Raw genomic sequence first — 24,611 nt, forward strand, 5'->3', positions numbered from 1 at the left:
TCACCGTGCGGTTGGCGGGACGGTGCCCGCGCCGTGGTCCCCTGACAGCTGCCGCAGCCAGTCGTGGAGCAGGTGCGCGAAGCCGTCGAGCTCCTCCATCGGGTAGTGGCCGACGCCCGGCAGCAGCACGTACTGCCCGTGGGGCAGCGTCTCGGCCGTCCGCCGCACCCGTTCGTGGTCGAGCCACAAGTCGTCTTCGCCCGCGACCAGTTGGACCGGACAGTGTGCGGCTCCGAGCGCGTCCCGTACGTCGTGCGTGCCCCAGCCGATCAGGTCGGCGCCGGAGACGGCGGGGTCCTCGCGGCGGTGCATGGTCGCGATGAGCTCGGCCGCGGCGGGCGGCGCGGCCGAGCCGACGACGGCGAGGGTGCCGAGGTAGGTGCGGTCGGAGCGGCTGGGTGCGGCGAGGTCCTGGAGTTCGCGGCGCAGGCCCGCCACGTTGACGCGTCCGGGGCCCGCCTCGGCGGCGAGGACGACGGCGCCTGCCAGCCGGCCCCCCAGCCGTACCGCCAGGTCGAGGGCGATCTTGCCACCGATGGAGCAGCCGACGACGTAGGGGCGATCCAACTCCAGCGCGGCGATGAGCTGTTGGCACCACTGCGCGTACTGCGCCAGGTCCTCGACCGGGCCGGAAGGAGCGGGCTCGGAGCGGCCGTGTCCCGGCAGGTCCGGGACGATCACGCGGTACCCGAGTGCGGCGAGCTCCTCGATGGTGCGGCGCCACTGCACACCGCTCTGCCCGGCCGTGTGCAGACAGAGCACCGAGGCGCCGCCCTCCGCCTGCTCGGCGTACACATCCTCGATGTAGCCGAGCACCCCGCCGATCTCCAGGTAGCGGGCCTCGTGCCGGATGCCGGTCATGCGCGCGCCTCCTCTGCCAACTCCCGTGCCGCGTCCGTGATGACATGCAGGACCTTGGTCAGGCGCAGATACTCATAGGCGTCGCCGGTGGCGTGGAACTGTCCTCGCATCATGCGTGCGACGAGGTCGTTGCGCTCCCCGGTGAGCAGTTCGATCCAGGTCGGCTCGTCGGCGGCGAGGGTGAAGGTCGGCCCGTGCGGGGTACGGCGGGCGACGTCGATGATCCGGCCGAGGTAGACGCGCAGCTGCACCTCGTGATCCCCCGCGCGCAGGCCGATGGTGCCGTCCCACGTGGCGGTGGCCTCGGCGAACCGCTCGTCCCGCGCCAGGAGTTCGGCGATGCCGCTCCCCCACGCCACGGTCCCGGGCGCGAGGGACGCCGGATCGGGTCCGGTACCGCGGGCGCGGACCAGGACCGCGCTGGTGCCCTCCTGGACGTGTTCGCCCCGCTGGTTCTCGAGGACCACGTGGCGGTGGACCACACCCTGGTGCGGGTCGGAGGTGCGGCGGCAGCGGGTGACGGTGAGTGCGCACTGGAGGGTGTCACCGACATACGTGGGCTTCAGGTAGCGCCAGTTGGTGTCGAGCAGGGCGATGACGGACTCCCCCGCGAGGCCCATGTCGTGGAGGAATCCCAGGAAGACCGCGATACCGAAGGGCCCGTGCAGCACCGGCCGACCGAACCGGGTCCGCGCCGCCCACTCGGGGTCGGTGTGCAAGGGGTGCCGGTCACCGCTGAGTTCGGTGAACGCCGCGAGGTCCTCCGCGGTGATCCGGCGCGCGGTGCTGGTCCAGCGCTGTCCGGGGCGGAAGTCCTCGAAGTGCGGGGACTGCGTACGGACCGCGGATTGCGATGCTGCCATGCGACTCCATCCCTCATCCATCCCTCACCCCCGCCGTGCCCGCCCTCACCCATCGGACAAGAACGAACGTTCATGCGTAGACAAGCAGCGCACAAGTCCGACCGTCAATAGGCGCGTTGAGACGCGTTGACCATGACGTCGACGCCCCGTAGCCTCCCCGCATGAACGATCGTTCTCCCGTACCGGACCTGATCGGCGACTCCGGCCGGGGCAATGAGGCGGCCATCCTCCGTGCCGCCCTGGAGCTGTACGCGGAACGCGGCTTCAACGGCGCCTCGATGCGGGACATCGCCCGCGCCGCGGGCACCAGCCTGTCCAACCTCTACAACTACTTCCCCTCCAAGGCCCGCCTTCTCGCGGAGCTGCTCAACCGCGCCAATGCGACGCTGGCCGCCCAGGTCGCATCGGCGGTGGACGGAGCGGGGAAGGACGTCGCCGACCAGCTGGGGGCGGCGGTGCGGGCCTACGTGAGCTTCGTCGCGGACTACCAGACCGCCATGCTCATCGCGCTGAGCGAGGTGCGCCACCTGGAGGGCGAGGAACGCGCCCAGGTGGTCGCCGAGCGCGACCGCAACCAGGAGATCTTCGAGCGACTCGTGGCCGCGGGCGCCCGGTCGGGCGTCTTCACCACCCCGTATCCGCAGGACGCGGCTCGCAGCATCCTCGCGATGTGCTCGACGATCGCCACGTGGTACCGGCCGGAGGGGCGGCTGACGAAGCAGGACCTCTGCGACCAGCACGCGCGCTACGCCCTGGCGCTCCTGGAGGGCGGGGCGGGCGGCTGACCCGCGGTTCGGCTCAGAGCCAGTCCCCGTCCGTCACGGATCCGAGGCCGACGCCGGACAGGCGCCGGTGGAGGGCGACGGCCTGCCCCTCGGTGAGCGAGGCGACGTGGTCGGCGGCGGCACGCAGCGCGTCACCGTGGAGGTCGAGTTCCTCGGCCCGGTCGGTGGGCAGCAGGTGCGGGGATTCGTGGGTCCAGCGCAGGAGTTGGGAGACGATGCGGCGCTTGCCGTGCTGCTGGGTGGCCAGGGCGGGGCGGTCGATGACGTAGCACCAGACCAGTTCCTTGAGCAGCTCGCAGGCCGCGCGGCGGTCGGCGGGGACGACGAGCCGGGCGCCGTACCGGATCGCGGCCGTGCCGCCCACCTCCAGATCCATGTCGCGGGTGAAGTGGTCGATCAGCTTGGCTGTACGGGCGTTGAGGGCGACGTCGTCCGCGTGCCGGCCCCCGTACGGCTTGGCGATCGACAGTGCCTTCGCGATGTCGGCCAGGATGTGGACCGCCTCGTCGCGGTCGAAGCCCGCGCCCGCGCGGTGGCGCTTGGCCTCCACGTAGTCCAGGAAGCGCCGCGTCTCGCGCTCGGTGTCGCCGCCCGCGGCGCCCGGCGGGGGAAACAGGGCGGCCAGCGGGATCAGCCCGGCGCGGTAGAAGTCCTCCACGTCGTGGCAGGCGTAGGTGACGTCGTCGGCCCAGTCCATCACCTGTTCCTCGACCGGCACCGCGTCGTCGTCACGCCCGGCACGCACCCAGGTGAACGCCTCCCGGTCGACCGCGTAGACGCCCCATTTCGCGTGCCGCGCGCGGTCGACGTCGCGCGGGGCCCGTTCCCACGGGTACTTCGTGGCCGCGTCGAGGCAGGCCCGGGACAAGTGCAGGCCGCGGTGGCCCGCGTACTTGTGGGCGGCCAGGAACGTGAGGATGTGCAGGGTCTGGGCGTTGCCCTCGAAGCTGTCGAGGACGCCGTGCCCGGCGTGCAGCTCGTCCATCGTCGCGCGCAGCGCCGTCTCCCCGGCGTGGCCGAACGGCGGGTGCCCGATGTCGTGCGCCATGCAGGCCGCCTCGACGAGGGCCGGGTTCGGCCCGCCGTAGCGCCGCTCCAGGCGCTCGGCCATGCGCCGGCCGAGCTGCGCGACCTTCATCGAGTGGGTGAGCCGCGTGTGATACGCGCCGAGTTCGCTGCTGGCGACGACCTGGCTCTTGCCCGCGAGCGCCCGCCACTGCGTCGAGTACAGGATCCGGTCCACATCGTGCTCGAACCCCGACCGCTGCCCGTCGTCCGCGACACGTCGGCGCAGGGAGTGCTGCTCCAGGTCCTCATCGGTGTAGTGGGCAGGCCGCATGGCGGCGATGCTACTGGAGCCGCCCGCGGCGGACGCCGACCCGTTCGCGAATCGGGCCCGGGCCCCGGACGCCGCCCCTGCCCCCGGCGGCGGACAATGAGGTCTCCAAGAAGGTCCGGAACAGGAGGGGAAGCGTGACCGAGACCAGTGACGCCAGTGATGCCCGATCCGCCGCCGACAAGGGGCGAGAGGCGCCACCGAGCCGCGTGCGGCGCCTGATGCGCTACATCCCGCTGATCGCCCCCGTCCTGCTGTGGGCCGTGCCGTGCTGGGTCCTTGTGTACGGCGGTCAGCACTGGCCGCTGCCCGTCACCCTGGCCGCCACCGCGCTGTTCGCCCTCGGCCTGATCGGCATGCCGGTCGCGATGATGCGCGGCCACGGGCGGCGTCAGCAGGACCGGGCGGCGATCGTCGGTGACACACTGCTGGGCGGCAGCTGGGTCCTGTTCACATGGTCCGTGCTGCTCGGCGTCGTGCTGCGGCTCGCGCTCGTCGCGGCCGGTGTCGGCGACGGGGAGGGCCGGGCGCGCATCGTCACCTGGGCCGTCCTCGGTGTCACCGCCGTCCTGCTCGCCTGGGGGTACGCGGAGGCCCGCCGCGTACCGCGCGTGCGCCGACTCGACGTACAACTCCCGCGCCTGGGAGCCGGGTTGGACGGCACCCGGGTCGCCCTGATCACGGACACCCACTACGGTCCGCTCGACCGCGCGCGGTGGTCGGCGCGGATGTGCGAGACGGTGAACACCCTGGAGGCCGACCTGGTGTGCCACACCGGCGACATCGCGGACGGCACGGCCGAACGCCGTCGCGCGCAGGCCACACCGCTGGGCACGGTGCAGGCGACGCGGGCACGCGTGTACGTCACCGGCAACCACGAGTACTACAGCGAGGCCCAGGGCTGGGTCGACCTGATGGGCGAGCTGGGCTGGGAGCCGCTGCGCAACCGTCATCTGCTGCTCGAACGCGGCGGTGACACCCTCGTGGTCGCGGGGGTCGACGACGTCACCGCCGAGTCCTCCGGCCTCGCGGGCCACCGCGCGCACCTCGACGGAGCCCTGGACGGCGCCGACCCCGACCTCCCGGTGCTGCTCCTCGCCCACCAGCCCAAGTTCGTCGACCGCGCGGCGGCCCACGGTGTCGACCTCCAGCTCTCCGGCCACACCCACGGCGGCCAGATCTGGCCCTTCCATCACCTGGTCCGCCTCGACCAGCCGGCCCTCGCGGGCCTCACCCACCACGGCGCCCGCACACTCCTCTACACGAGCCGCGGCGCCGGCTTCTGGGGCCCGCCCTTCCGCGTCTTCGCCCCCAGCGAGATCACCCTCCTCGTGCTGCGCTCGCCACAGGGCCCCACCGCGTCGCACTGAGGCATACAGAGGTCAAATCCAGGAAGAACAAAGGAAAAGAAGGAGTCAAGGGTGCCGGTGCGGGCCAACCCGAGGCGCGCACGCAGGACGTCGGGGGTTAGCCTTGATCTTGGTTGTCTGGGGCAACCAAAGTTCCCGGGGCGGGCGCCACTTGTGCCGGGCTCGGCGTCATGCGCCGACGGCTCCGGGCGGCCACCCCCACACCCAACAAAGCACTACCACCGGCACGCCCGAAGACCGGCGGACCGGTGGCCCCAGGAGGACCATCCATGCCTGCAGAGGCATCCGCAGCCACCCCCACTCCCGCAACACCCCAGGCGCCCGAGGGCACTTCGCACGACGCCGCCATATCCGACGCGGCGCCCAAGGCGCCCGGAATCTTCCGCACCTTCGTCGAGGACAACCTCGACGCCCTGGCGGCCCACCCGGAGCGCGAGCTCCTGGTGTACGGGGACCGCCGCCTGACGGCCGGTCAGTTCCGTTCCCTGGTGCACCGCATGGCCCACGCGATGGCCGCCCAGGGTGTCACGCGCGGCACGACCGTCACCCTGCTCAGCGGCAATCTCCCCGAGACGATCGCGGCCCGCTACGCCGCCAACCTCGTGGGCTGCAGGGTCAATCACCTCTACAACAAGCTGTCGGCCGACGTGCAGGCGGCGATCGTCCAGGACGTCGAGACCCAGGCCCTGATCGTCGACCCGCACTACGCGGACCGCGCCGCGGAGCTCACCGAGAGCGCGCCCGTACGGCACGTACTCGTCCTGGGCGAGTCGAAGCGCGAGCTCGGCCGGGATCTGCTGGCGCTCGCCGCCGAGCAGCCCGACGAGCCGTTCGTGTCCCGCGCCCGCCCCGACGACATCTGCACCATCCGGCACACCGGCGGCACGACGGGCCACCCCAAGGGCATCGTCACGACCTTCGAGCAGGTCAACCGGATGCGCCGGATGGTGGCTCAAGCACGCCCCGCGGAGGCGGAGTTGCCCCGGCAGCTCGCGTGCACCACCCTCGCGCACGCCGCGGGCATGCTGGCGGACAACGTCATCCAGGGCGGCGGCTGCGTCGTCCTGCACGAGGACTTCGACGCGGGCGCGGTGCTCGACACCATCGAGCGCGAACGCATCACCCACCTCTTCCTGCTGCCGCCGCTGGTCTACCAGCTCCTCGACCACCCGGACTCCGAGCGCCGCGACCTGAGCAGCCTGCGCGGCCTGACGTACGGCGGCTGCCAGGCGTCGCCCGCGCGGATCGCGGACGCCGTACGCCGCTTCGGGCCCGTACTCCTGCAGTTCTACGGGCAGAACGAGGCCGGCGGCATCAGCGTGCTCACCCCCGAGGACCACGACTTGGAGCGGCCCGAGCGGATGCGCTCCGCGGGCAAGGTGCTGCCGAGCGTGGAGGTCGCCATCCGCGACACCGACGGCAAGGACCTGCCGGTCGGCGAACTGGGCGAGATCTGCGTCCGTTCCGAGGGCACGATGACGGGCTACTGGAAGCAGCCGGAACTGACCGCGGAGGTACTCCGTGACGGCTGGCTGCACACCGGTGACATCGGTTTCCTCGACGAGGAGAACTACATCACCGTCGTCGACCGGCTCAAGGACATGATCGTGGTCGTCGGCGGCCATGTGTACACCACGGAGCTGGAGGACCTGCTCAACTCGCACCCGAAGGTGCTGCAGAGCGCGGTCTTCGGCGTCCGGGACGCCGACCGCATGGAGCAGGTGCACGCCGCGATCGTCGCCGCACCGGACGTCGCGGTGGAGGCCGAGGAACTGCGGGCCGCGGTACGCGCACAGCGCGGCCCGATGTACGAGCCGGCCCACATCACCTTCGTGGACGCCCTTCCCCTGACGGACGCGGGCAAGCCGGACAAGAAGCTGCTGCGCCGTCGGGCGGAGGAGCGGGCGGCGTAGCCCACCCAGTTGGGGAACGCGGCCCGTCCTCCACGGAGGTCGGGCCGCGTTCGCGCGCTGACGGGCCGTCGGCCCGTCAGCGCAGGGTCTCGCCCTTGAGGTCGATGAGCTCCGCCGCCGCGATCTCCAGCTGGGCCGGGTCGTGGCGGGGAACCTCGTCCGCCGAGACGGCGCCGAGGTAGAAGGTGAGGAAGGTGTCGAGCACGATCCAGTCGGGCCCGAGCTCGGCCAGTTCCTCCAGGTCGCGCCGGATCTGAGCAACGGTTCCGTGCCCGGCGAGCCGTCCCTCCTCCGGGACCGGCTTCTCGGTGATGTGCAGCGGGATGCGCGGCGCGAGGGCCGGCGTGGGACGCCCGGCCTCCTCGGCGGCGGCCCTCAGCTTGGGCAGCCGCTCCCGCAGCTCGGCCGGGCCGAGGCCGAACGGGTGCCAGGCGTCGCCGAAGCGCGCGGCCCGCCGCATGGCGGGGCCGTTGAGCCCGCCGACCCACACCGGCGGGTGCGGGTCACGGACCGGGGCCGGGCCGGTGGTGATGTCGGTGTAGTCCAGGTGCTCGCCGTGGAAGGAGATCAGCGGCTTGGTCCAGTGGTCCTTGATGGACGTCAGGTACTCGTCGGTGATCCTGCCGCGGGCGGCGAAGTCGACGCCCAGCGCCTTGAATTCCTGCTCCGACCAGCCGACGCCCACGCCGAACACGAACCGCCCGTTGCTCATCTGGTCGATGTTCGCCGCGACCCTGGCCGTCTGCAGCGGGTGCCGGTACGGGAGGACGATGACCGTGGTGCCCAGCTCGATGGTCGTGGTGCGGCCCGCGAGGTAGGCGAGGGTGGTGAACGGGTCGTAGAACGGCGGCGGGAAGACCGGCAGAGCCTCCTGCGGGAGCGTCACGTGGTCCGAGATCATCGCCAGGTGGAACCCCAGCCCCTCGGCGCGGAGAACCCAGTCCTCCATGGACGCGGGGGTGGTACCGGGCCCGTAATTGAGCACATTGATCCCGAACTTCACTGACGGGTCTCCTCTCGACAGGCGCACGGCAGCACCGAGTGGCGAGCCCACGCCGTATTTGCTGGTCGGAGACGCCAGGCTAACGAGAAGAGGTGACGCGACTCGAAGCGGGGGCGGGGAGCGGAATGCCGAGCACCCGACTCCGGCCCGCACGGCGCGGCCCCCGCAACTCACCCACCGAAGAAGCTCAACCGGACCTTGCGGTGGGGGTTGTCCTTGTTGGTGTCCGCGAAACTCCGTTAAGACAACTGTCAGCGTAGCCGTGGACTGTGCACGACCGCACGGGACTTCCTTCGAGACGAAGAAGACGATCTTCTGTCGTTGTTGCCTGCCGTCCTGCGCGCCCCGGTCCGGCTAGTCCAGCCCATCGATCTGTGCGATGTGGTCGAGGAAGAGTTGAACCAGGTCGGCCTCGGGAGCAGTCGGCACGACCGCGTCCGTGAGATCGCTCTCCATTCCCCACTCCGTGTTGAAGGAGATGGCGGCCCCCTGAGGGACAACAGCAGCACGCAGCCACTGCACAAACTCCGCCGCCCGGTGGGCGGTGCAACTCTGGACCGCGACGCCCTCGCGGTCGAGTTTGGCCATGCCCTCGATGTCCTCCTCACCCAGAGCGGCCTCGAAGAACATGAACGGGCCGCCGCCCGGCACGTCGGCTCGTGGGTCCTCTGTCCGGATAAAAGCATCGGGGTCGAGGTCCAACAGCGCCTGCCTGAGCCCAGTGAAGGTAAGGCCCCATGTGCTGCCCTGGATAGGTGTGAAGACGAACAGTGTCTCCAGCTTCTCCAGCTCGGACCGTTCCACAGTGTGTACTCCTTACGTTGCATGAGGGGACAAGGGGTGGTCATGGTTCATAGCGGGCGTAGCCATCGACCCCGTACGCGGCCATCATCACGCGCCAGTAGGGCACCGAGTCCTGACTGTTGGTGACGGTCTCCACTCCCCGCATCTGGCTGTTGCGGGGATCGTCCAGCGCAGCGGCGTACTTCGCCAGTTCCTTGCGGTCCGAGCCGTACAGGAAGTCCTTCTTCCCCGTGTTGTGGCTGTCCCGGAGCCCGTCGAGAGTGCGGTAGCAGTTCCTCTCGTCGTTCACGTACTTGGCTTCAACGGCCATTCCGTCGAGGTTACGGAAACCGTCAACCATGAGCGTGTTGTTCTTGCCGTGCCCTGGCGGTATCGGCACTTCGAACTCCGGATAGCCGGCCACACGCTTTTGATAGGCGACCTCTGCCGGCCTACCTCCGGACACGTCTCCCTGGCGCAGGGAACTCAGCCACGTCTGGAAGTTCGTTTGCTCGCCACCGGTCAACGGCGGAAAGCGCGGATCCGGCGGGGTCGGCGGCCCGATGGGCTGGACCCGAGGCCCGTTGGCCGGCCGATAGGCCAACGGAACGAGCAAGGGCGATCGGACAAACGGTCCGAGGAACGGAGGCGGAGAGGGCAACAAGCCGCCGCCATCTCCCTCGGGCTGAGGGACCTTCACACGGTCCTTGGAATTGTCCAGCGCATGCGGGACGTTGCCGAGTCTTGCTATGCGCACGTCGCCTGCGACCAGGTCGTGGAGACCGCCGTCGTGCCCCTCGCCACCGAACGCCGGCCGCTCCCAGATGAAGAGCGGATCCCCAAAGAGAGGGTCGTCCTCTTTGGGGATGCGCTGAAGCGCAGTGTCTATGTGGTCCGCGTACGCGTCACAAGCGTCTGCGAGCATCTTGCACGCAGCATGAAGATTGACGATCAGCGTGTCGTCGTCGCTGGCCTCGCCCTGCGGAGGCGTCTTGCCGACGAACTTCCTGAACCAGCCCTCGATCGCGTCCCCGGTCTCGCCGACCTGCTCAGCCGTGGCGGTTCGCCACGCGGTGTCGGCGTCCCAGTACACGTCCTCCATGATCCTCGCTGCTGCACGCCAGCTCTTGGCCACCGTGCGGAGCTTGTCCCGCTGCCCGTGGAAGCGTTTGCTGAGCAGATACTGATCTGACCAGCTGGTCTCGCCTACAACCTCCGGCAAATCCTCGCTGTAGTGACTCGCGCGCGGGCTGCAATCCGGCTTGGACGGCTCGGCGCCGATCTCCGGGGCCGCACTCTTCCCCAGCAGCTCGGCCGCGATCTCGCTCTCCTGCTTGAGGTAGTCCTCGGCGTTCTTCAACAGTCCAGCTGCTCCGCCCGCCATGGCCAGGTGCGCGTGACGACTCGCTTCGAAGACGGTCTGCACGGCTGCCTTGTACACGGTCGCGAAGGCGCGGCCGGCGTCGTCGTCGCCGGCCATGCCGTGTTGCCCTTCGAGCTCGGTGAACAGCAAGCTCAGCATGTCGAAGATCAGGTCCCGCAAATCCACCAACGTCCACGAGGCGTTGACGAAGTTCTCCGTCCGGTGACGAACGTCCAAAGTTCCCCCTGCTGTTGCCCGAGCGCGGCATCGGCACCTTACGTTCCGGTACTGACATCGAGCCCGAGCGCCCCCTCTCGTGCCACCACGCTATACACAACGTCGGCCGGGGAAGGCCCGGCACGGCTTTCGCCGGACGTTCGCAGACAGCCCCGAGGCACTGAGTCCCATCGCCGTGGTCTGCGGCTACGTCGCCGTGCGTGACCCGCCCACCATGGCGCAGAGAGGTTGGCACACCCGATCCAGAGTCCGTGTCCCGTATCCGCAGCCGAGCTCGATGCGACACTTGCGCGCTTGGGGATCGATGGACTCGCAGGCGAGTGCCAGTTGCGGGCGGCGAGCAAGTTTTCGGCCAGCAGGTAGGTCAGTGTCGTTGGGCAGAGCGATCACAGCTGCCTCGGCGTTTCTGATGAACGCCGCACGCAGACGGTCGACTTCCCTGCGGGCCAGCGTGCGGTGTACGACCTTGCATCCGCGCAGGCCTTGGCTGAGCACAAGCATGCGAGAGGGACCGAGAGGCCACCACAGATATCTGCTCGTCAACGTGGATGGGGTCTCGCTGGTCGAGTCGATCGACATGATGACGGGCTGGTCGCTGGTGATCAGCCGTGCCTGAGGGTCGTCCCACAACTCGAGTTGCCGCGTCGAGTGCTCGTCAGCTGCTCGGTAGGCGCTGCGGAAGACCTTCTTCACGAATTCCGTCGAAGTCAGCTCCGGAACCTCCTGTCCCCCGCGTACTCGCATCCAGGCGTCCTGGGCCTCCAGCAGTCGTTTGCGCTGAGGCGTGCGGTTCCGCTGAAAGGCGAGGACCACAGCGAGGGACATGAAATCGTCGAACTCCACGTCGCCGCCGGGCTCCCAGGCGCGCAGCAGACGAAGCAGACGGGCTGTCTCGTCGTCGATCACGGAGTGCATCGCCTCGGCCTGGTTGTGCGGCCCGTCCTGAGGGTCCGTCACGCGATAGAAGTTCTCCCGGACGCATGTGTCGCGCAGACCTAGGAGCCGGTCGAGGCCGTTGACCGTGTCCAGGACCCGAACACGTTTCCCGTCGAGGCTCCAGGCCCTCATGTAGGCCTTGGGCACGTAGTGGTGCCTGCGGGAGTTACAGTCCCGGCGCAGCGCAGCAGCCGCCACCTTCGCCATGTACTCCCGTACACGGGGGTTCAGATCCCGGCCACCGTCAGATATCGGGATCTGTCCCCAGGGGTTGGGCACCGTATCCACAAGCTTCCATTCCACGCTGCCCCCTGTGCGGTGTTCGCCACAACTGCGCTGCCGGTGATGCATCACCCGATGCCGGCAGTCAGAGCCGATCCTCTCAAGCCTCACCAGTCAGCCGCGAGCATTATCGGTCTCCGATGGATCAATGGTTACGGAGCGGCGTCTGCTGCGGTCGGACGAAATACTGGGCCGCCTTGCGAAGGTTTTCCTTCTCCAGCTCTCCAGCTCGCGGACCTACTCCCTCAGCCGCTTCAGCTCCGCACGCTCGTCCGGCGTCATCGCTTCACCGGCCCCGCCGCCCATAGCGCCACGGGCCTGCAGGCAGGGACTCAGTGTTGATGCCCAGCTCCTTGGCCACCGAGTTGATGGACCGCCCGCTGGACGCGACCAGCCCGACGGCGTCCCGCTTGAACTCTTCCGAACACCGGGTGACAGCCACCACGACACCTCCTCGTCGGATCCCACGATCCGACCTTCAAGAAATGTCCACATTTCGGGGCAAAATCCCAACCACGTACTGGCCCCCGCCCCGCTACGTCCATCACAAACTCGAGCCTCTTCCCGAGCCCACTCGAAGGCGACTCCCCCTCAAGCCACCGATCCGCAGGGTCAGGAACAGGCGCAATCCAGCTCATCGATAGCCACTTTGAGCCAACTGGACGCGCCCGCACCTTCTGTACCAGATACTGCTCTGGCTCCGCAGGCACGGGCATATGCCGCCGCGGGAGATGAGGATCGGAACCATGGCAGGAGTTCGATGCAGCTGACTCATGCGGAAGTGATCAACTTCCGAGCCCTGGAGAAGGTGGACGTTCGGATCGATCCGACGGCCACTCTGATCGTCGGGCGCAACAACAGCGGCAAGACCTCATTCGTCAATCTCTTTGAGAAGTTCTTCGGAGAGGAGGACACAAGGTTTGTCCTGGAGGACTTCTCCACCTGTCGTATCGCGGACATCGAGCAGGCGCGGCAGATCTTCGGCGAGGCCCAGGCACTCGCTGAGCAGGGTGACACAGAGACCAGTGAGGACCTACTCGCCAAGGCGTACGACCTGGTTCCGGCCATCCGCCTGCTCCTGACCATCGAGTACACGGAGGACGAAGACCTCGCCCCGCTCACAGGCGTGATCCTGGACCTCGACGAGACCTGCGTCTCGGTCAAGATCGAAGCCGCGCTGAAGGCAACGCGCCCGCACGACTTTCTCCATGACTTCTGGACGGCCAGTCAGCGGCAATCGTTCGATCGCGTGAAGTGGCTGCGCAAGAACTTCTCGGAGTACTTCGCGACGGCCTACCGAGCCGTGAGCCCCGTGGACGAGAAGGTAACGAAGGAGATCAGACGAGGAGCTGCGGAAGCGGTCCTCTCGGTCAAGTTCGTCTACGCGCAGACCAAGGTCGACGACACACCGGGCGACAAGACCCTCACGCTCTCGAAGACGTTCGAGTCCTACTACAAGGTCAACAGTGCTCACGAGGACCGGCACCAGAGCATCGAACAGATCGAGACGGCCTTGGCCTCTGCCTCGAAGCAGCTCGACGACAACTACGCCACTCTGTTCGATCCGATCTTCGAGGATCTACGCACCTTCGGCGTGGGCAGCATTGCCCCTGTCCAGAAACCGCGGATCGTCTCCCTCATCGAGGCCTCGGGCATCCTGCGCGGCAGCACGCGGATCCAGTACCCGTCCGGGGAAGACGACTTCCATCTGCCGGAGGGGCACAACGGGCTGGGCTACAGCAAGCTGATCTTCACCATCCTTCAGGTCATCAGCTTCCATCAGACCTACGAACGCACCCTGCCTAAGCCTGCGCTGCAGCTGCTGTTCATCGAGGAGCCTGAGGCCCATCTGCATCCCCAGATGCAGGAGACGTTCATCAAGAACATCCAGGAGTTCATAGGCCGCAAGACAGGGTGGAAGGTGCAGGTGGTGATCACCACTCACTCCTCCCACATCGTTGCCAGCAGCGGCTTCCACACTGTGCGGTACTTCGATCGTTCCGGGCCACAGCTCGCCGTCAAGGATCTCTCAACCTTCGAGGCCAACGTAGAGGCCACCTCGCAGGGGGACGAGACCCTGCGCTTCCTCCGCCAGTACATGGTGTTGCACCGGTGCGACATGTTCTTCGCCGACAAGGTGATCCTGATCGAAGGCACAGCCGAACGCCTGTTGCTGCCAGAGATGGTCCGCCGATGTGCCCGGGAGCTTCTGCACCAGTACGTGTCGGTCATCGAGGTGGGCGACTCTTATGCCGTCCGCTTCAAGGAGCTGCTCGCCTTCTTGAGCGTGAAGACCCTCGTCATCACCGACATCGACTCCGTGTCATCCGAGGACCGCACGGCCTGCCCACCCGGCCTCGGTCAGGCCGTCACCGCGAACTCGACGCTGAAGAAGTGGCTGCCCGCAAAGTCCAGCATCGCCGAACTCCTCGCCGCCGGCTCGGCCGACAAGGAGCAGGGCCATGTCCGCGTCGCCTACCAGATCCCAGAGGTAGAGGCGGGCGTCTGCGCGCGAAGCTTCGAGGACGCTTTCATCATCGCCAACCCTGAGCCCCTGGCGCGGGATTTCCGCCAGCTCGCCCTGAAGTCGGCCTTCGTCAAGCAGGTCGGAGCCGATCCCACCGCCGACGACATCGAGGCCAAGGCGTACGGCATCGCGCAGGAACTCAGCCGTCACAAGACTGACTTCGCCTTCGACGTGATGCTGCTGGAGGACTGGGGCGTTCCCCGTTACATCGCTGAAGGACTGCAATGGCTCGCCTGAGTACCCTTGAGGCCGTCATCGCGCAGTTGGAGGCGCGAAGCAGCTTTCTCGTGGAAGCTGGAGCAGGCGCCGGCAAGACGACCACCCTGGTACGGGCCCTTCAGCACCTCCTCGCCCATCACCGCGTGCCTCTGGAGGCAAACCATCGACGGATTGCCTGCATCACTTACACGAACGTCGCCAAGAAGAAGATCCTTGAACGCATCGCGGCGGACTCGCTCGTTTACGTCGGCACCATCCACGAATTTCTCTGGAGTGTGATCCAGCCGTACCAACACGAGCTCTGGCAGCAAATCCTTGACTACAACAAGGAGCTGACCAAGCCCGAAGACATGAACGGCGTCGCCGCTGCCCCTGTCATCGAGTACTCAGATCGCGGGCGCCGGCTCAGCGAGGGGCGGATCTCTCACGACGATGTCCTCGCGCTGTCGCTGCGTCTGGTCAAGGCTCACCCCAAGCTCGTACGCATTATCACCAGCCAATACCCGATCATCTTCGTCGATGAGTACCAGGACACCTCACCAGGGACGATCGAGCTGCTCATGGATCACCTGGCAGGCGCCGGTGCCGAGAGATGCACCGTCGGCCTCTTCGGTGATTCCATGCAGAAGATCTACGACTCCGGCGTAGGACAGGTAAAACGTCCTGACCTTGCCGAGATCACCAAACACGAGAACTACCGGTGCTCACCGCCGGTGGTCGAGGTCCTCAACCAAATGCGCCCCCAGCTGATCCAGAACGCAGTCGGCAAACAGCAGACCGGTGAGGTCCACCTCTTCCTCAACGCCGCCATCCCGGTCGGGCACCAGCGGCTCGCCGTGGCCGAAGAACTCCTCGGCGAACACGGCTGGACGCGGGAGAACACCAAGTACCTTCTCCTCACGCACCGAGGTATCGCCGGCACCCTGGAGTACGCGAACCTCCTGGACCAATACAGAACTCTTGGCCGCTATGGACCTGACGATCTCATGGCCCGCAACGAGCCTTACATCCAGTACCTGACGCGGGTCGAGTACCTGTCCAAAGCCTTCGAGGCGAACGACTTTGCCGAACTAACCAGACTCCTGGACGAAGGAAGAACACAGGTCACCCGGCACATACACAAGCGCACCATCAGCAACGCCATCCGTAAGCTCGACACCGTTCGCATGACCGGCACCATCGGCGACGTCCTCGAACTGATGGCCGACGGCCACCTACTGACCGTGCCTGGAAAGCTCAAGGATCGCGAGCGCCGGAGGACCGCAACCAACCTGAACGAGCGTGACCAGCGCCGCGCGGACTTCTCGAACAGCCTCCGCAATGTGTCCTACCAGGAGGTAATCAGCGTTACTCGTTTCATCGACGAGCTCACCCCCTTCTCAACCCAGCACGGGGTTAAAGGAGATGAGTTCGAGAATGTCCTCGTTGCAGTGGACGACAGGACCTGGACAAAATACAGCATTGGCAAGATGCTCGCGGGAACCGACAAGGCAGAACGGGCCGCACGGTCACGCAACCTGTTCTATGTGTGCTGCTCACGAGCCGAACGCGGCCTCGCCGTCGTATTTATCAACGACGTACCAGAAGGAGCTGAACCCACACTTCGTGACTGGTTTGCTTCAGGCACTGTCCACCCGTGAGACGCACTACTGAACTTGAACGGGTGATGTCGGGTCAGTTTGCCGGACGGATGCTGTCCGGCACTGGTAGCCATCGGGGCGTGAGGTAGGCGCAGGGCAGGGGATTGACCGCCGTAGGGAGGGCTGCCCGGGAGCGGGCCAGGCTGCGGGCCGTGGAGCGCTTCGACCGCGAGGATAGGAACCTGGAGACCGCGGTCGCGCTGCGGGTTAGCCACGAATTTTCGCCGCCAAGCCCTCGACGAAGCCAAGCGCCTGTGTGGCACGCTCATCGACACACTCAGCCGATCCAAGTGCATCGGGTGCACGATCGAGTCTCGACCTCAGCACCCCCTTCACAGCACACGTGTTCGACGTGAAGGATGGGGGTGATCGCGTGCCAGTTCGGCACGCCGCTCGTTATGCAGCGCAGTCGAAGCGCCGGGCGGGCAAGCGCCGATGGCCCTTGTCCGCCCGCTACGGGAGGGGACCCATGGGCGACCGGAGCACGATCGAGTGGACCGAGGCGACCTGGAACCCCACCACAGGATGCGACCGGATCTCTCCCGGGTGCGACCACTGCTATGCCCTGACGTTATCCAGGCGCCTGAAGGCGATGGGGGTCGCGAAGTACCAGGCGGACGGTGACCCCAGGACATCCGGCCCCGGTTTCGGCCTCACTACGCATCCGGACGCGCTGGCCGTTCCCCGCCAGTGGAAGGCGCCGCGGATGGTGTTCGTCAACTCCATGAGCGACCTCTTCCACGCGAAGGTCCCTCTGGACTTCGTCCGGCAGGTCTTCCAAGTGATCACCGAAACGCCTCAGCACACCTACCAGCTCCTGACCAAAAGAGCACTCAGGCTGCGACGCGTGGCCGGCGAACTCGACTGGCCGCCCAACCTGTGGATGGGCGTGTCCGTCGAAAGCGCGGAGCACCTGGACCGCGTCGATGGCCTGCGGCACGTTCCCGCTGCCGTGCGCTTCCTGTCCTGCGAGCCACTCCTCGGCCCGCTGGCCGGTCTGCGCCTGGACGGCATCGGCTGGGTGATCGCCGGAGGCGAGTCCGGGCCTCACCACCGCCCCGTCGAGGAAGAGTGGCTGGTGGATATCCGCGATGCCTGCACCAACGCCGACGTGCCGTTCTTCTTCAAACAATGGGGCGGCCGCACCCCGAAATCCGGAGGCCGCGAACTCGACGGTGCGCTCTGGGACGAGATGCCTCCCCGTCTTCCTGCTGCCGCTCATTAACGGCAACGGTGCAGCAGCACGCCGTACGCACTCTGGTGGCATATGGCAACGATGTGTGACCCTCTCCCCAGCGGGGCCAACGGGAGGCGGCAGGGGGAGCAGTCGTGGCTGTACCGAAAGAAGCCGTGTGGGAGCGCGATCCGCACACGGCCGCCAAACATGACTTATTGAAGCGCTATCTGGAGGCTTGGACGCCGATTCTGCTGTCGCGGCACGAGGTGATCAGCTACGTGGAAGGCTTCGCCGGGGCTGGCGTCTACAAACAAGGTGAGCCCGGTTCCCCTGTCATCGCCTACGAGGTGTTCGCCGACGCGCTGAACAGGTTCCCGAAACGTATGCGCATGATCCTCATGGAAGAGGACGCCCGGCGCGTCCAGGAGTTACAGCAGCAGATGGAGCTCGTGCGCTCCCGGCAGACGGACAGCATCGCCCAGCGAATGGCAGTGGACATACGCCACGGAGACTTCCACCCCGCCCTCCTGCAGAATCTTCGGAGCATCGGCGCGTTGGGGAAACCCCTGTTCGTCCTGCTCGACAGCTTCGGAGGACCGGACATACCCTTCCATCTGCTGCAGGAGTTGGGGCGCTACGCCAGCACCGAAGTGATGGTGACCTTCGAGCCCGCCTTCCTCACGCGATTCGCCGAGAACCACGACGGCCACCGCCAACTCGGCGACGCAGCCTTCGGCAGCCAGGAGTGGCAGGCCGTATTCCAGCAGCACTCCTCGCACAAGTTCACGTTCCTGCGCGAGCAATACCGGGCCACGCTCCGACAGGCCGGCTTCACGCACACGCTGTACTTCGAGATGGTCGACGAGGGAAACAGGAAGCTCTACCTGATCTTCGGCACCCAGCACGAACTGGGCCTGGAGAAGATGAAGGACGCCATGTGGAAGGTCGACCCTTCCTACGGCGTCCGCTACCGCGACCCTCGGGACACCCAACAGCAGATGCTGGAGCTCGTATTCGAACCCGACACAGCCCCACTGCGACGCATCCTGCGCGACTTCATTGCCGACACTCCCGACGGGCGCACCATCCCAGACCTGAAGCGATATACCCTCCTGGAAACCGTCTACCGGCCCGCTCAAGTGATCGACGCCGTCCGACAGCTACGCGACGCGAACACCGTGACAACGGACCCTCGCGCCATCAACAACAAGACGCGAGTGCAACTGGCCGCAACACCACCGGCTTCCCGCCCTTCAGCCGAGCAGGGCGCCCTCTGGTGAGCAGGCTCCGGGGCCGTACCGACCGCACGACAGGCCTCGCCGGAACAGACCGGCGACGCCCGTCGAATCAGGTCCCCACCTACACCGAATGCCCGTCGGCCCAAGCCGCCAGCCCGTCGGGCCGGGCTGCGGGCCGTGGCATGTGCTGCACTGAATGACTCAGAGGCCCGGATGGAAGCCGCTGATCTTGCAAAAGCGCGGATCGTGGCAGGTCCGGAAGCTCATGACCCACCGGCTTCCGGTGTTGTCCACGACGACCAGGCGCGGATCCGTGGCAGCCAGAGGGCGGTACAACGCCATGCGAACAGGCGTGGGGTGATCGCCGGTGTACTCGCATCTCCCCTGAAAAACCCGGTCGGTGACCATTCTGCCGACCAGCGGCCCTGACAGGTGGTACTGCCCGGGGACGAGGCGCAGCAGTCCGTCCAACTCGATGGCCAGGGTGCGTAGTTCCACTGTGCTCATGCACGGTCTCCGATCTCTGTGCCGTCCGGGAGGGTTTGCAGCTGCTTGTACGGGATACCGGCCGCCATCCACAGACGCATGGCGTGATGCGAGATCAGACGGCCGCTTCCCCGACCGTCTTCGGTGAACGTGTCGGTCTTGATCACGACACGTTGCGAGGTGCCCCTCAACTGTCCGAGGTCTAGGAATATCGGCCGGCGGCAGGCTCGCAGGTTGCGGCGGTGATTCCTCCAACGGAACGTCACTACACCGCAGTTGAACCCGGTGATCTTCAGATTCCGGGCGTGATACGCCTCTCTCACGTCCCAGATCCAGACCATGTGCCCGTGGTCGAGCTCCCTGCCCCCGATCTTGGTCGGGGACATGCTCTCGTGCTGGATCTCGACAACGCAGCCGCAGGTGGTGACCACATCAGCAATATGTGCACCTCGACGCTGCTCCCGTTGCAGTGCGGGCACGAAGTTCTTCCAGTAGTCGTGCCAGTCCCGGGAGGAAAGCATCATCACAGCACCGCCAGCGCATTGAGGCCGAGTAGGTCCGGGTCGAGGCCCAGCTGGTCGAGGTCGTCCAGGCCGACATCGGGGGCGGCCTGGGCCCGCGCTCGTGCTTCCTGGAGCTGGGCAAGTTGCCGTTCAAGCAGCTGCTTCTCGGCGCGCATCATCTTGCGCACCTCGCGGCTGTCACGTTCCTGTTCGCGCAGGCGCCTGCATTCGGCATCGATCCGCTGCAGCTTCTTGCGGATGTCTTGGATCTTGTCCTCGATGACGCTGAGCGGAAACAGGGTGCGCTGCTGTGGGACATCTTCCGGGCCGCACACCGTCGGGCCACGGCCCTCTCCCGCATCGCGGTCTGCGGCTTCGGCGTCCGGGCTGTCCGACTCGCCCGACGTGTTCTCCGCAAGCTTGACGATCTTGCCCATCAGCTCGTCATCGAGCGCGGCGATGCCCGGGCCGGTGAGGGCTTGAAGGTATTCGAGGGCGCAGAGTTCCCCGTTGGCGGACGCCTCGTGGAGGACGTCGAAAAAGAGCCCTCGGCGTCGGTACTTGTCGGGGTGCTGGGCAATCAGAGGGGTGTACTCCTCAACGACCCACTGCCGACTGGCGGCTGAGAGTGACGCAAAGCGGGACGTGGTCATGCGGTGTGTTCCTTCCGGCGTTCGATCTGTGCAATCCAGTCCGCGAGTGAGCGGCAGGCATCGGCGAGTTCGTCCAAGGTCTCGCGGTCGGCGATGTTGAGAATCTGCTCCGGGCGCATCTGCACGACTTGGCGCATGGAGTTGACCCGGCGGCGCAGCTGGAGCAGGAGGCGCTCATCAACATCGGCGTCGCGCCGGGACGACGCTGCAGGCCGGTGCGCCAGACGATCGACTTCGGCGAGCGACTCGCGCACCTTCAGCTCCGTGACGGGATCGGACAGCAGGACCTCGCGAAGGAATTCCGGTTCGGTGATGCGGTCCACCACGCTCAAGCGGACGTCGTCCCGGGCGAGCTGCTGGATGATGCGGTCCGGTGTCAGACCGATCCCGGCATCGACGGTGAGGCGGGCGCCGATCGCTTGGCGGTATTTCTGGGCGGTGACCCGCTCTCCGCCGTTCACCGCCGCTTCGAGCATCGTCATCAAGACCTTCCACCGCTCGGGAGCGGCCTTTCCCGACCCGGCGCTGTCGATCGCCGCCTCCCTGATGACGGAGTAGGAGACGGTCAAGCCGGTCGCCCGTACCCGTTCGCGCAGGTGTGGACTGAACTCAGCCGCCACACGCCGGTACTCGCGTGCGGTCTCCGCCGAGATGCCGATCTCTTCGGCGAACTCGGCGACGACCTTCCTGAGGCCGTGCTCGTCCTCCGACCACGTGCCAGGGGCGATCTCCAGGAGCAGGGCACCGATCTCCAGCCTGGTGTGCTGCCGCTCCCCGGTCAGGAGATCGTCACGGCTCACCAGCCGGCGGCCGCGCTCGACCTGCTCCGAGCTGAAGCGGGGCACATCACGAGCATTTGGCTCGACCCATGTGGTGTTCATGGGCCCAGACCGTAGGCACCAACCCGCAGGATCCAAGAACTCACCCGTCCCTCAGATGGCCGTCATTGGAACAACTCCGGCCAGCCGTGCGCTAGGAGTCGGCACCCCGCGAGAGCCGTTTGACGCCGCTTGCCACGGAGCCGGAGTCTGCCGCGCACGGCCATCCGATTGTCCAAGGAGTGCAGGTGACAGACACGTTCCGTCGAGGCGAGGCAAGCTGCGGCTATCCGGAATTCCCACCCACCCTCAGCGAGGAGGAGCTGGGTATCTACTTCCATCTCGGCAATGCAGACCTGAGGCTGATCAGCGACAAACGCAGGGACCACAACCGCCTGGGTTTTGCGCTGCAGTTGACCATCCCCCGCTACCTTGGGCGGAGTCTCTCCGATCTCAACGAGGTGCCTGCGTACGTCGTCGTGTACGTGGCCGAGCAACTCGGCATCGACGATCCGCTGGCCGTCCTCCGGCAGTACGGGGAACGGGACGGAACGGCCCGTGCCCACGCCTCCGAGATCAGGCGCGCCTGCCGCTGGTCGGACTTCTCCGCCCACAAGGAGGCGTTGAGGACGGCGCTGAACGCCCGTGCCTGGGAGACCGTCGACGGTCCGGCAGCTCTGCTGATCTTCGCGGTGACCTGGTTGCGGAAACGCAGTGTCTTGCTGCCGGGCCGGACGCCCCTCCAGGAGTTGGTTTCCTCTGCGCGCAGGACGGCCGAGGATAGGATGTACGCAGCGCTCGAAGGAGCGCTGACGGACGAACAACGTTCGCGTCTCGACAAGCTGCTGCCAAGTGGGAACGGGCGCGACACGCTGGATCGTCTGCGCAAGGGTCCACAACGGGCCACCTGGGAATCCTTCGACCAGGCGCTGGAGCGGATCAGACTGGTACGTGGCCTCGGCCTCAAGGGTGTGGACGTCTCCGAGGTGCCTCACAGCAGGATCGCGCACCTGGCGCGCTATGGCTTCAAGGCCAAGCCGTCGCGCCGCCGGGCCCTGGATGAAGATCGGCAGCGCGCCATCCTTCTGGCCACCGTCAAGCACCTCGAATCCGCCTCAGTAGACGATGCCCTGGACGTTTTCCACACTCTGGTCAGCAACGATTTCCTCGGCAAGCCGCGCCGCAGGTCGAACAAGCAGAAGCTCGCCTCCTACCCCGAACTCGTCCGCGCGGCGGGCCGGTTGCTGGCCTTCGTGCATGCGCTGCTCCAAGCGGCGGAGGAGCACGTCGACACCACTACTGGGGAGATCACCGAAGTACATACTGACCCGCGGTCGTTGCGCGAGCTAATCTCAGCACTCGGCCAGCGGTCGGACCTCGACCTGGATCTCGACGAGGCCATCGCTCTGCTCACTGAGCTGGTGCCAGCCCCGGACTCGGACAGTCATGAGGCACGCCGGAGGGCCATGCTCGACCACTTCGACACCCTCAAGAACTACCTGCCGTCCCTCCTTGAAACCGTGGCGTTTCACGCCACCCCCGAAGCAAGGCCGGTCCTGCAGGCTCTTCGCACCCTGCCCGCGCTGATGAACCGCAGCGCTCTGGGCGTGAACCACATCGACGCAACGCTGTTGGACGGCTCATGGCGCACGCTGGCGTTGCAGGCTCCCCACCTCCCCGAGGGCACGGTGGACGTGAGGGCGTACGCCTTCTGCCTCGTGGAGACATTTCACTGTCTTCTGCGTGACCGGGAGATCTTTGCCTACGGTGGCAAAAAGTGGGGCAACCCCCAGGGCGGGCTGTATTCGGACGAGGAATGGCAGCGCAAGAAGAGCGAGCTGCTCGACAGCACAGAGCTGCCCGCGGACCCCACCGAGCACCTTGCCGAGCTGCGAATCCGCATGGACAGCGAGCTGCGCGTGGCCGCCTCCCACCTTCCGCCCGACAGCCAGGTCGAACTCGGCCCCGGCGGGCAAGTGCTCTTCCACAAGCTCCCGCCCGCACCCATGTCGGCGAGTGCGCGAAAGCTCCGCAGGGACGTCGCCGACATGATGCCCAAGGGAGACCTGCCCGAGCTCTTGCTGGAGGTCTTCAAGTGGACCAACGGGCAGAAGGCGTTCACCGCCCTGTCGGGCGCCGCCGCACGAGTGCCGCATCTGGCCACGACGCTGTCCGCGGTACTCGTCGCCCGAGGCTGCAACGTGGGGTTCGAGCCCGTCAGCGGGAACGGGAAGGGCCTGTCCAGCGCGCAGATCGACCACGCCGACCGGGAGTTCTGCCGCGCGGACACGTACGACGCCTTCAACACCTTGATGCTCGAGTTTCAGCAGCAGATCGATCTAGCACAGACCTGGGGCGGCGGTCGCATCGCCTTCGTTGACGGCATGCGCTTCGTCGTCCCCCGCACCCAGATTCCCGCCCGCCTGTCCGCCGACGGCACGCCCGAACTCACCTGGCTCACCATGATTTCAGACCAGGCCACCCAACTGGCCGGCAAGGTCGTGGTCGGCACCGCAGACACATGCCTGCACGTCCTCGACGTCGTCTACGAACGCCACACACGTCTCGACAAGGAGACGCACGACGCCAGCACCGCCAGCGGCGAGCGAACGACCATCGTGGGAGAGACCGGGGATCACGAGGACATTGCCTTCGGCCTCCTGTCCCTGTCCGGCTACAGCTACGCCCCCGCCCCTCATCACCTCGCCCGGACGAAACTGTGGCGCCTCGACACGACTGCGGACTACGGCCCCCTCGACAGGGCCACCCGGTCCCAGATCGACCTGGGACTTATCGAACGCAACTGGGACGACATTCTTCGCCTGGTATGCGCTGTGCATTCCGGTGCGATCCGCGCACATGACGTACTCCGGATCCTCGTCCGCAAGGGCCGCGTGACCTCGCTCGGCCAGGCCATCGCCAGCTACGGGCGCATCATGAAGACCCGCCACGTCCTCGCTCTCTTCGACGATTCCGACTTCTGCCGCAGGATCGAGACGCAAAGCATCGTCCACGAGGCGCGCCACAAACTCGCAGAAAAGATCTTCCACGGAAATTCCGGCCAAGTGCACCGCTACCACGAAGGCATGGAAGACAACCTGAGCGCCCTGGGACTCGTTCTCAACGCCATCGTCCTCTTCAACACCTTCTACATGGACCAGATCATCAAGCGAATGCGTGGGCGCGGCCTTCCTGTTTTCCCACCAGATGTGGCCCAGCTCTCCCCCTTCATCTTCCAGCACATCAACATGAAGGGACGCTATGCCTTCGAACTGCCCCACCTGCTGGAGGGGTTGATGCGACCACTGCCCGAGCCCGAGGACATCGGCACGGAAGCATCCGAGGACTGAGGCAGGCAAGTTCCACAACCGGCCTCCTACCACTCCACGGCCACGCACAACGACGGCGGCCAGTCCCCCCACCGGGACTGGCCGCCGTCGTATGCGTACGGCTACAGGCTCTGCAATCAGCACCGCCAAGGCGTCACGAACACAGGCCCCACCCGGTCAACCCCACGCCCAGGCGCGCCTGCTCCGCTTTTCGCCGGCACGCCATGCCCCCATTGACACCCCATCCGACCAGCCAAAGATCCCTTAGCGCACGGTCAGCCCAAGTTCT

At 66.7% G+C, this 24,611-nt stretch carries 20 protein-coding genes; 8 read left to right on the top strand and 12 right to left on the bottom strand.

Features of this window, described 5'->3' with window-relative positions:
* On the bottom strand, positions 1-861 hold the full coding sequence (locus tag ACZ7L4_RS38580; protein ID WP_472109717.1) for an alpha/beta fold hydrolase: 861 nt from the start codon (positions 859-861) through the stop codon (positions 1-3).
* Complete coding sequence (locus ACZ7L4_RS38585) at positions 858-1,724, bottom strand: MaoC/PaaZ C-terminal domain-containing protein (protein ID WP_472109718.1); 867 nt, start codon at positions 1,722-1,724, stop codon at positions 858-860. Before ACZ7L4_RS38585 ends, ACZ7L4_RS38580 begins: the two co-directional genes overlap by 4 nt.
* Positions 1,725-1,885: 161 nt before the next feature.
* On the opposite strand from ACZ7L4_RS38585, the gene ACZ7L4_RS38590 reads away from it, so the two are divergent.
* Positions 1,886-2,509, top strand: coding sequence for a TetR/AcrR family transcriptional regulator (locus tag ACZ7L4_RS38590; protein WP_472109719.1), 624 nt, complete (start codon positions 1,886-1,888; stop codon positions 2,507-2,509).
* A 13-nt stretch (positions 2,510-2,522) separates the two neighbouring features.
* On the opposite strand, the gene ACZ7L4_RS38595 is transcribed toward ACZ7L4_RS38590, so the two are convergent.
* Positions 2,523-3,848, bottom strand: coding sequence for a deoxyguanosinetriphosphate triphosphohydrolase family protein (locus tag ACZ7L4_RS38595; RefSeq protein ID WP_472109720.1), 1,326 nt, complete (start codon positions 3,846-3,848; stop codon positions 2,523-2,525).
* Positions 3,849-3,982: 134 nt separating this feature from the next.
* Between ACZ7L4_RS38595 and ACZ7L4_RS38600 the strand changes: the two genes are divergently transcribed.
* Both ACZ7L4_RS38600 and ACZ7L4_RS38605 read left to right on the top strand, forming a co-directional pair.
* A complete protein-coding gene (locus ACZ7L4_RS38600; RefSeq protein ID WP_472109721.1) occupies positions 3,983-5,215 on the top strand; it encodes a metallophosphoesterase in 1,233 nt (410 codons plus the stop codon).
* 269 nt (positions 5,216-5,484) lie between these two features.
* Entirely contained in the window at positions 5,485-7,128 is a 1,644-nt protein-coding gene (locus tag ACZ7L4_RS38605; protein ID WP_472109722.1) for an AMP-binding protein, read from the top strand.
* Between the two features lie 76 nt (positions 7,129-7,204).
* Here the strand turns inward: ACZ7L4_RS38605 and ACZ7L4_RS38610 are convergent, their stop codons facing one another.
* From ACZ7L4_RS38610 to ACZ7L4_RS38630, 5 genes are all read right to left on the bottom strand, one after another.
* Positions 7,205-8,131 (bottom strand): LLM class F420-dependent oxidoreductase, encoded by a 927-nt coding sequence (locus ACZ7L4_RS38610; protein WP_472109723.1) that lies wholly within the window; start codon positions 8,129-8,131, stop codon positions 7,205-7,207.
* Positions 8,132-8,485: 354 nt separating this feature from the next.
* A complete protein-coding gene (locus ACZ7L4_RS38615; protein WP_472109724.1) occupies positions 8,486-8,935 on the bottom strand; it encodes a hypothetical protein in 450 nt (149 codons plus the stop codon).
* A gap of 40 nt (positions 8,936-8,975) precedes the next feature.
* The gene (locus tag ACZ7L4_RS38620; RefSeq protein WP_472109725.1) at positions 8,976-10,514 is read right to left on the bottom strand and encodes a restriction endonuclease fold toxin-2 domain-containing protein; all 1,539 of its coding nucleotides are present in this window, start codon (positions 10,512-10,514) and stop codon (positions 8,976-8,978) included.
* 186 nt (positions 10,515-10,700) lie between these two features.
* Positions 10,701-11,753 (bottom strand): DUF4238 domain-containing protein, encoded by a 1,053-nt coding sequence (locus tag ACZ7L4_RS38625; RefSeq protein ID WP_472109726.1) that lies wholly within the window; start codon positions 11,751-11,753, stop codon positions 10,701-10,703.
* A 265-nt stretch (positions 11,754-12,018) separates the two neighbouring features.
* Positions 12,019-12,177 carry a transposase gene (locus ACZ7L4_RS38630; RefSeq protein WP_472109727.1) on the bottom strand — a complete coding sequence of 53 codons (159 nt, stop codon included), beginning with the start codon at positions 12,175-12,177 and terminating at the stop codon, positions 12,019-12,021.
* A gap of 315 nt (positions 12,178-12,492) precedes the next feature.
* On the opposite strand from ACZ7L4_RS38630, the gene ACZ7L4_RS38635 reads away from it, so the two are divergent.
* From ACZ7L4_RS38635 to ACZ7L4_RS38650, 4 genes are all read left to right on the top strand, one after another.
* Complete coding sequence (locus ACZ7L4_RS38635) at positions 12,493-14,496, top strand: AAA family ATPase (RefSeq protein ID WP_472109728.1); 2,004 nt, start codon at positions 12,493-12,495, stop codon at positions 14,494-14,496.
* Positions 14,484-16,118 carry a UvrD-helicase domain-containing protein gene (locus tag ACZ7L4_RS38640; protein WP_472109729.1) on the top strand — a complete coding sequence of 545 codons (1,635 nt, stop codon included), beginning with the start codon at positions 14,484-14,486 and terminating at the stop codon, positions 16,116-16,118. The genes ACZ7L4_RS38635 and ACZ7L4_RS38640 overlap by 13 nt, the downstream gene beginning before the upstream one ends.
* Before the next feature lie 469 nt (positions 16,119-16,587).
* Complete coding sequence (locus tag ACZ7L4_RS38645) at positions 16,588-17,343, top strand: DUF5131 family protein (RefSeq protein ID WP_472109730.1); 756 nt, start codon at positions 16,588-16,590, stop codon at positions 17,341-17,343.
* A gap of 104 nt (positions 17,344-17,447) precedes the next feature.
* Positions 17,448-18,575: a three-Cys-motif partner protein TcmP gene (locus ACZ7L4_RS38650; RefSeq protein ID WP_472109731.1), complete on the top strand. Its 1,128-nt coding sequence runs from the start codon at positions 17,448-17,450 to the stop codon at positions 18,573-18,575.
* A 159-nt stretch (positions 18,576-18,734) separates the two neighbouring features.
* Here ACZ7L4_RS38650 and ACZ7L4_RS38655 read toward each other — a convergent pair whose 3' ends face one another.
* The 4 genes from ACZ7L4_RS38655 to ACZ7L4_RS38670 are packed head-to-tail and all read right to left on the bottom strand — an operon-like array spanning position 18,735 to position 21,056.
* Positions 18,735-19,040 (bottom strand): hypothetical protein, encoded by a 306-nt coding sequence (locus ACZ7L4_RS38655; RefSeq protein WP_472109732.1) that lies wholly within the window; start codon positions 19,038-19,040, stop codon positions 18,735-18,737.
* Entirely contained in the window at positions 19,037-19,543 is a 507-nt protein-coding gene (locus ACZ7L4_RS38660) for a hypothetical protein (protein WP_472109733.1), read from the bottom strand. The genes ACZ7L4_RS38655 and ACZ7L4_RS38660 overlap by 4 nt, the downstream gene beginning before the upstream one ends.
* Positions 19,543-20,175, bottom strand: coding sequence for a hypothetical protein (locus tag ACZ7L4_RS38665; protein WP_472109734.1), 633 nt, complete (start codon positions 20,173-20,175; stop codon positions 19,543-19,545). The genes ACZ7L4_RS38660 and ACZ7L4_RS38665 overlap by 1 nt, the downstream gene beginning before the upstream one ends.
* Positions 20,172-21,056 carry a hypothetical protein gene (locus tag ACZ7L4_RS38670; protein WP_472109735.1) on the bottom strand — a complete coding sequence of 295 codons (885 nt, stop codon included), beginning with the start codon at positions 21,054-21,056 and terminating at the stop codon, positions 20,172-20,174. Before ACZ7L4_RS38670 ends, ACZ7L4_RS38665 begins: the two co-directional genes overlap by 4 nt.
* Before the next feature lie 185 nt (positions 21,057-21,241).
* Between ACZ7L4_RS38670 and ACZ7L4_RS38675 the strand changes: the two genes are divergently transcribed.
* A complete protein-coding gene (locus ACZ7L4_RS38675) occupies positions 21,242-24,343 on the top strand; it encodes a Tn3 family transposase (protein WP_472109736.1) in 3,102 nt (1,033 codons plus the stop codon).
* The last annotated feature ends 268 nt before the right edge of the window (positions 24,344-24,611 follow it).

It is taken from the genome of Streptomyces sp. NPDC107575 (genome assembly GCF_055657265.1).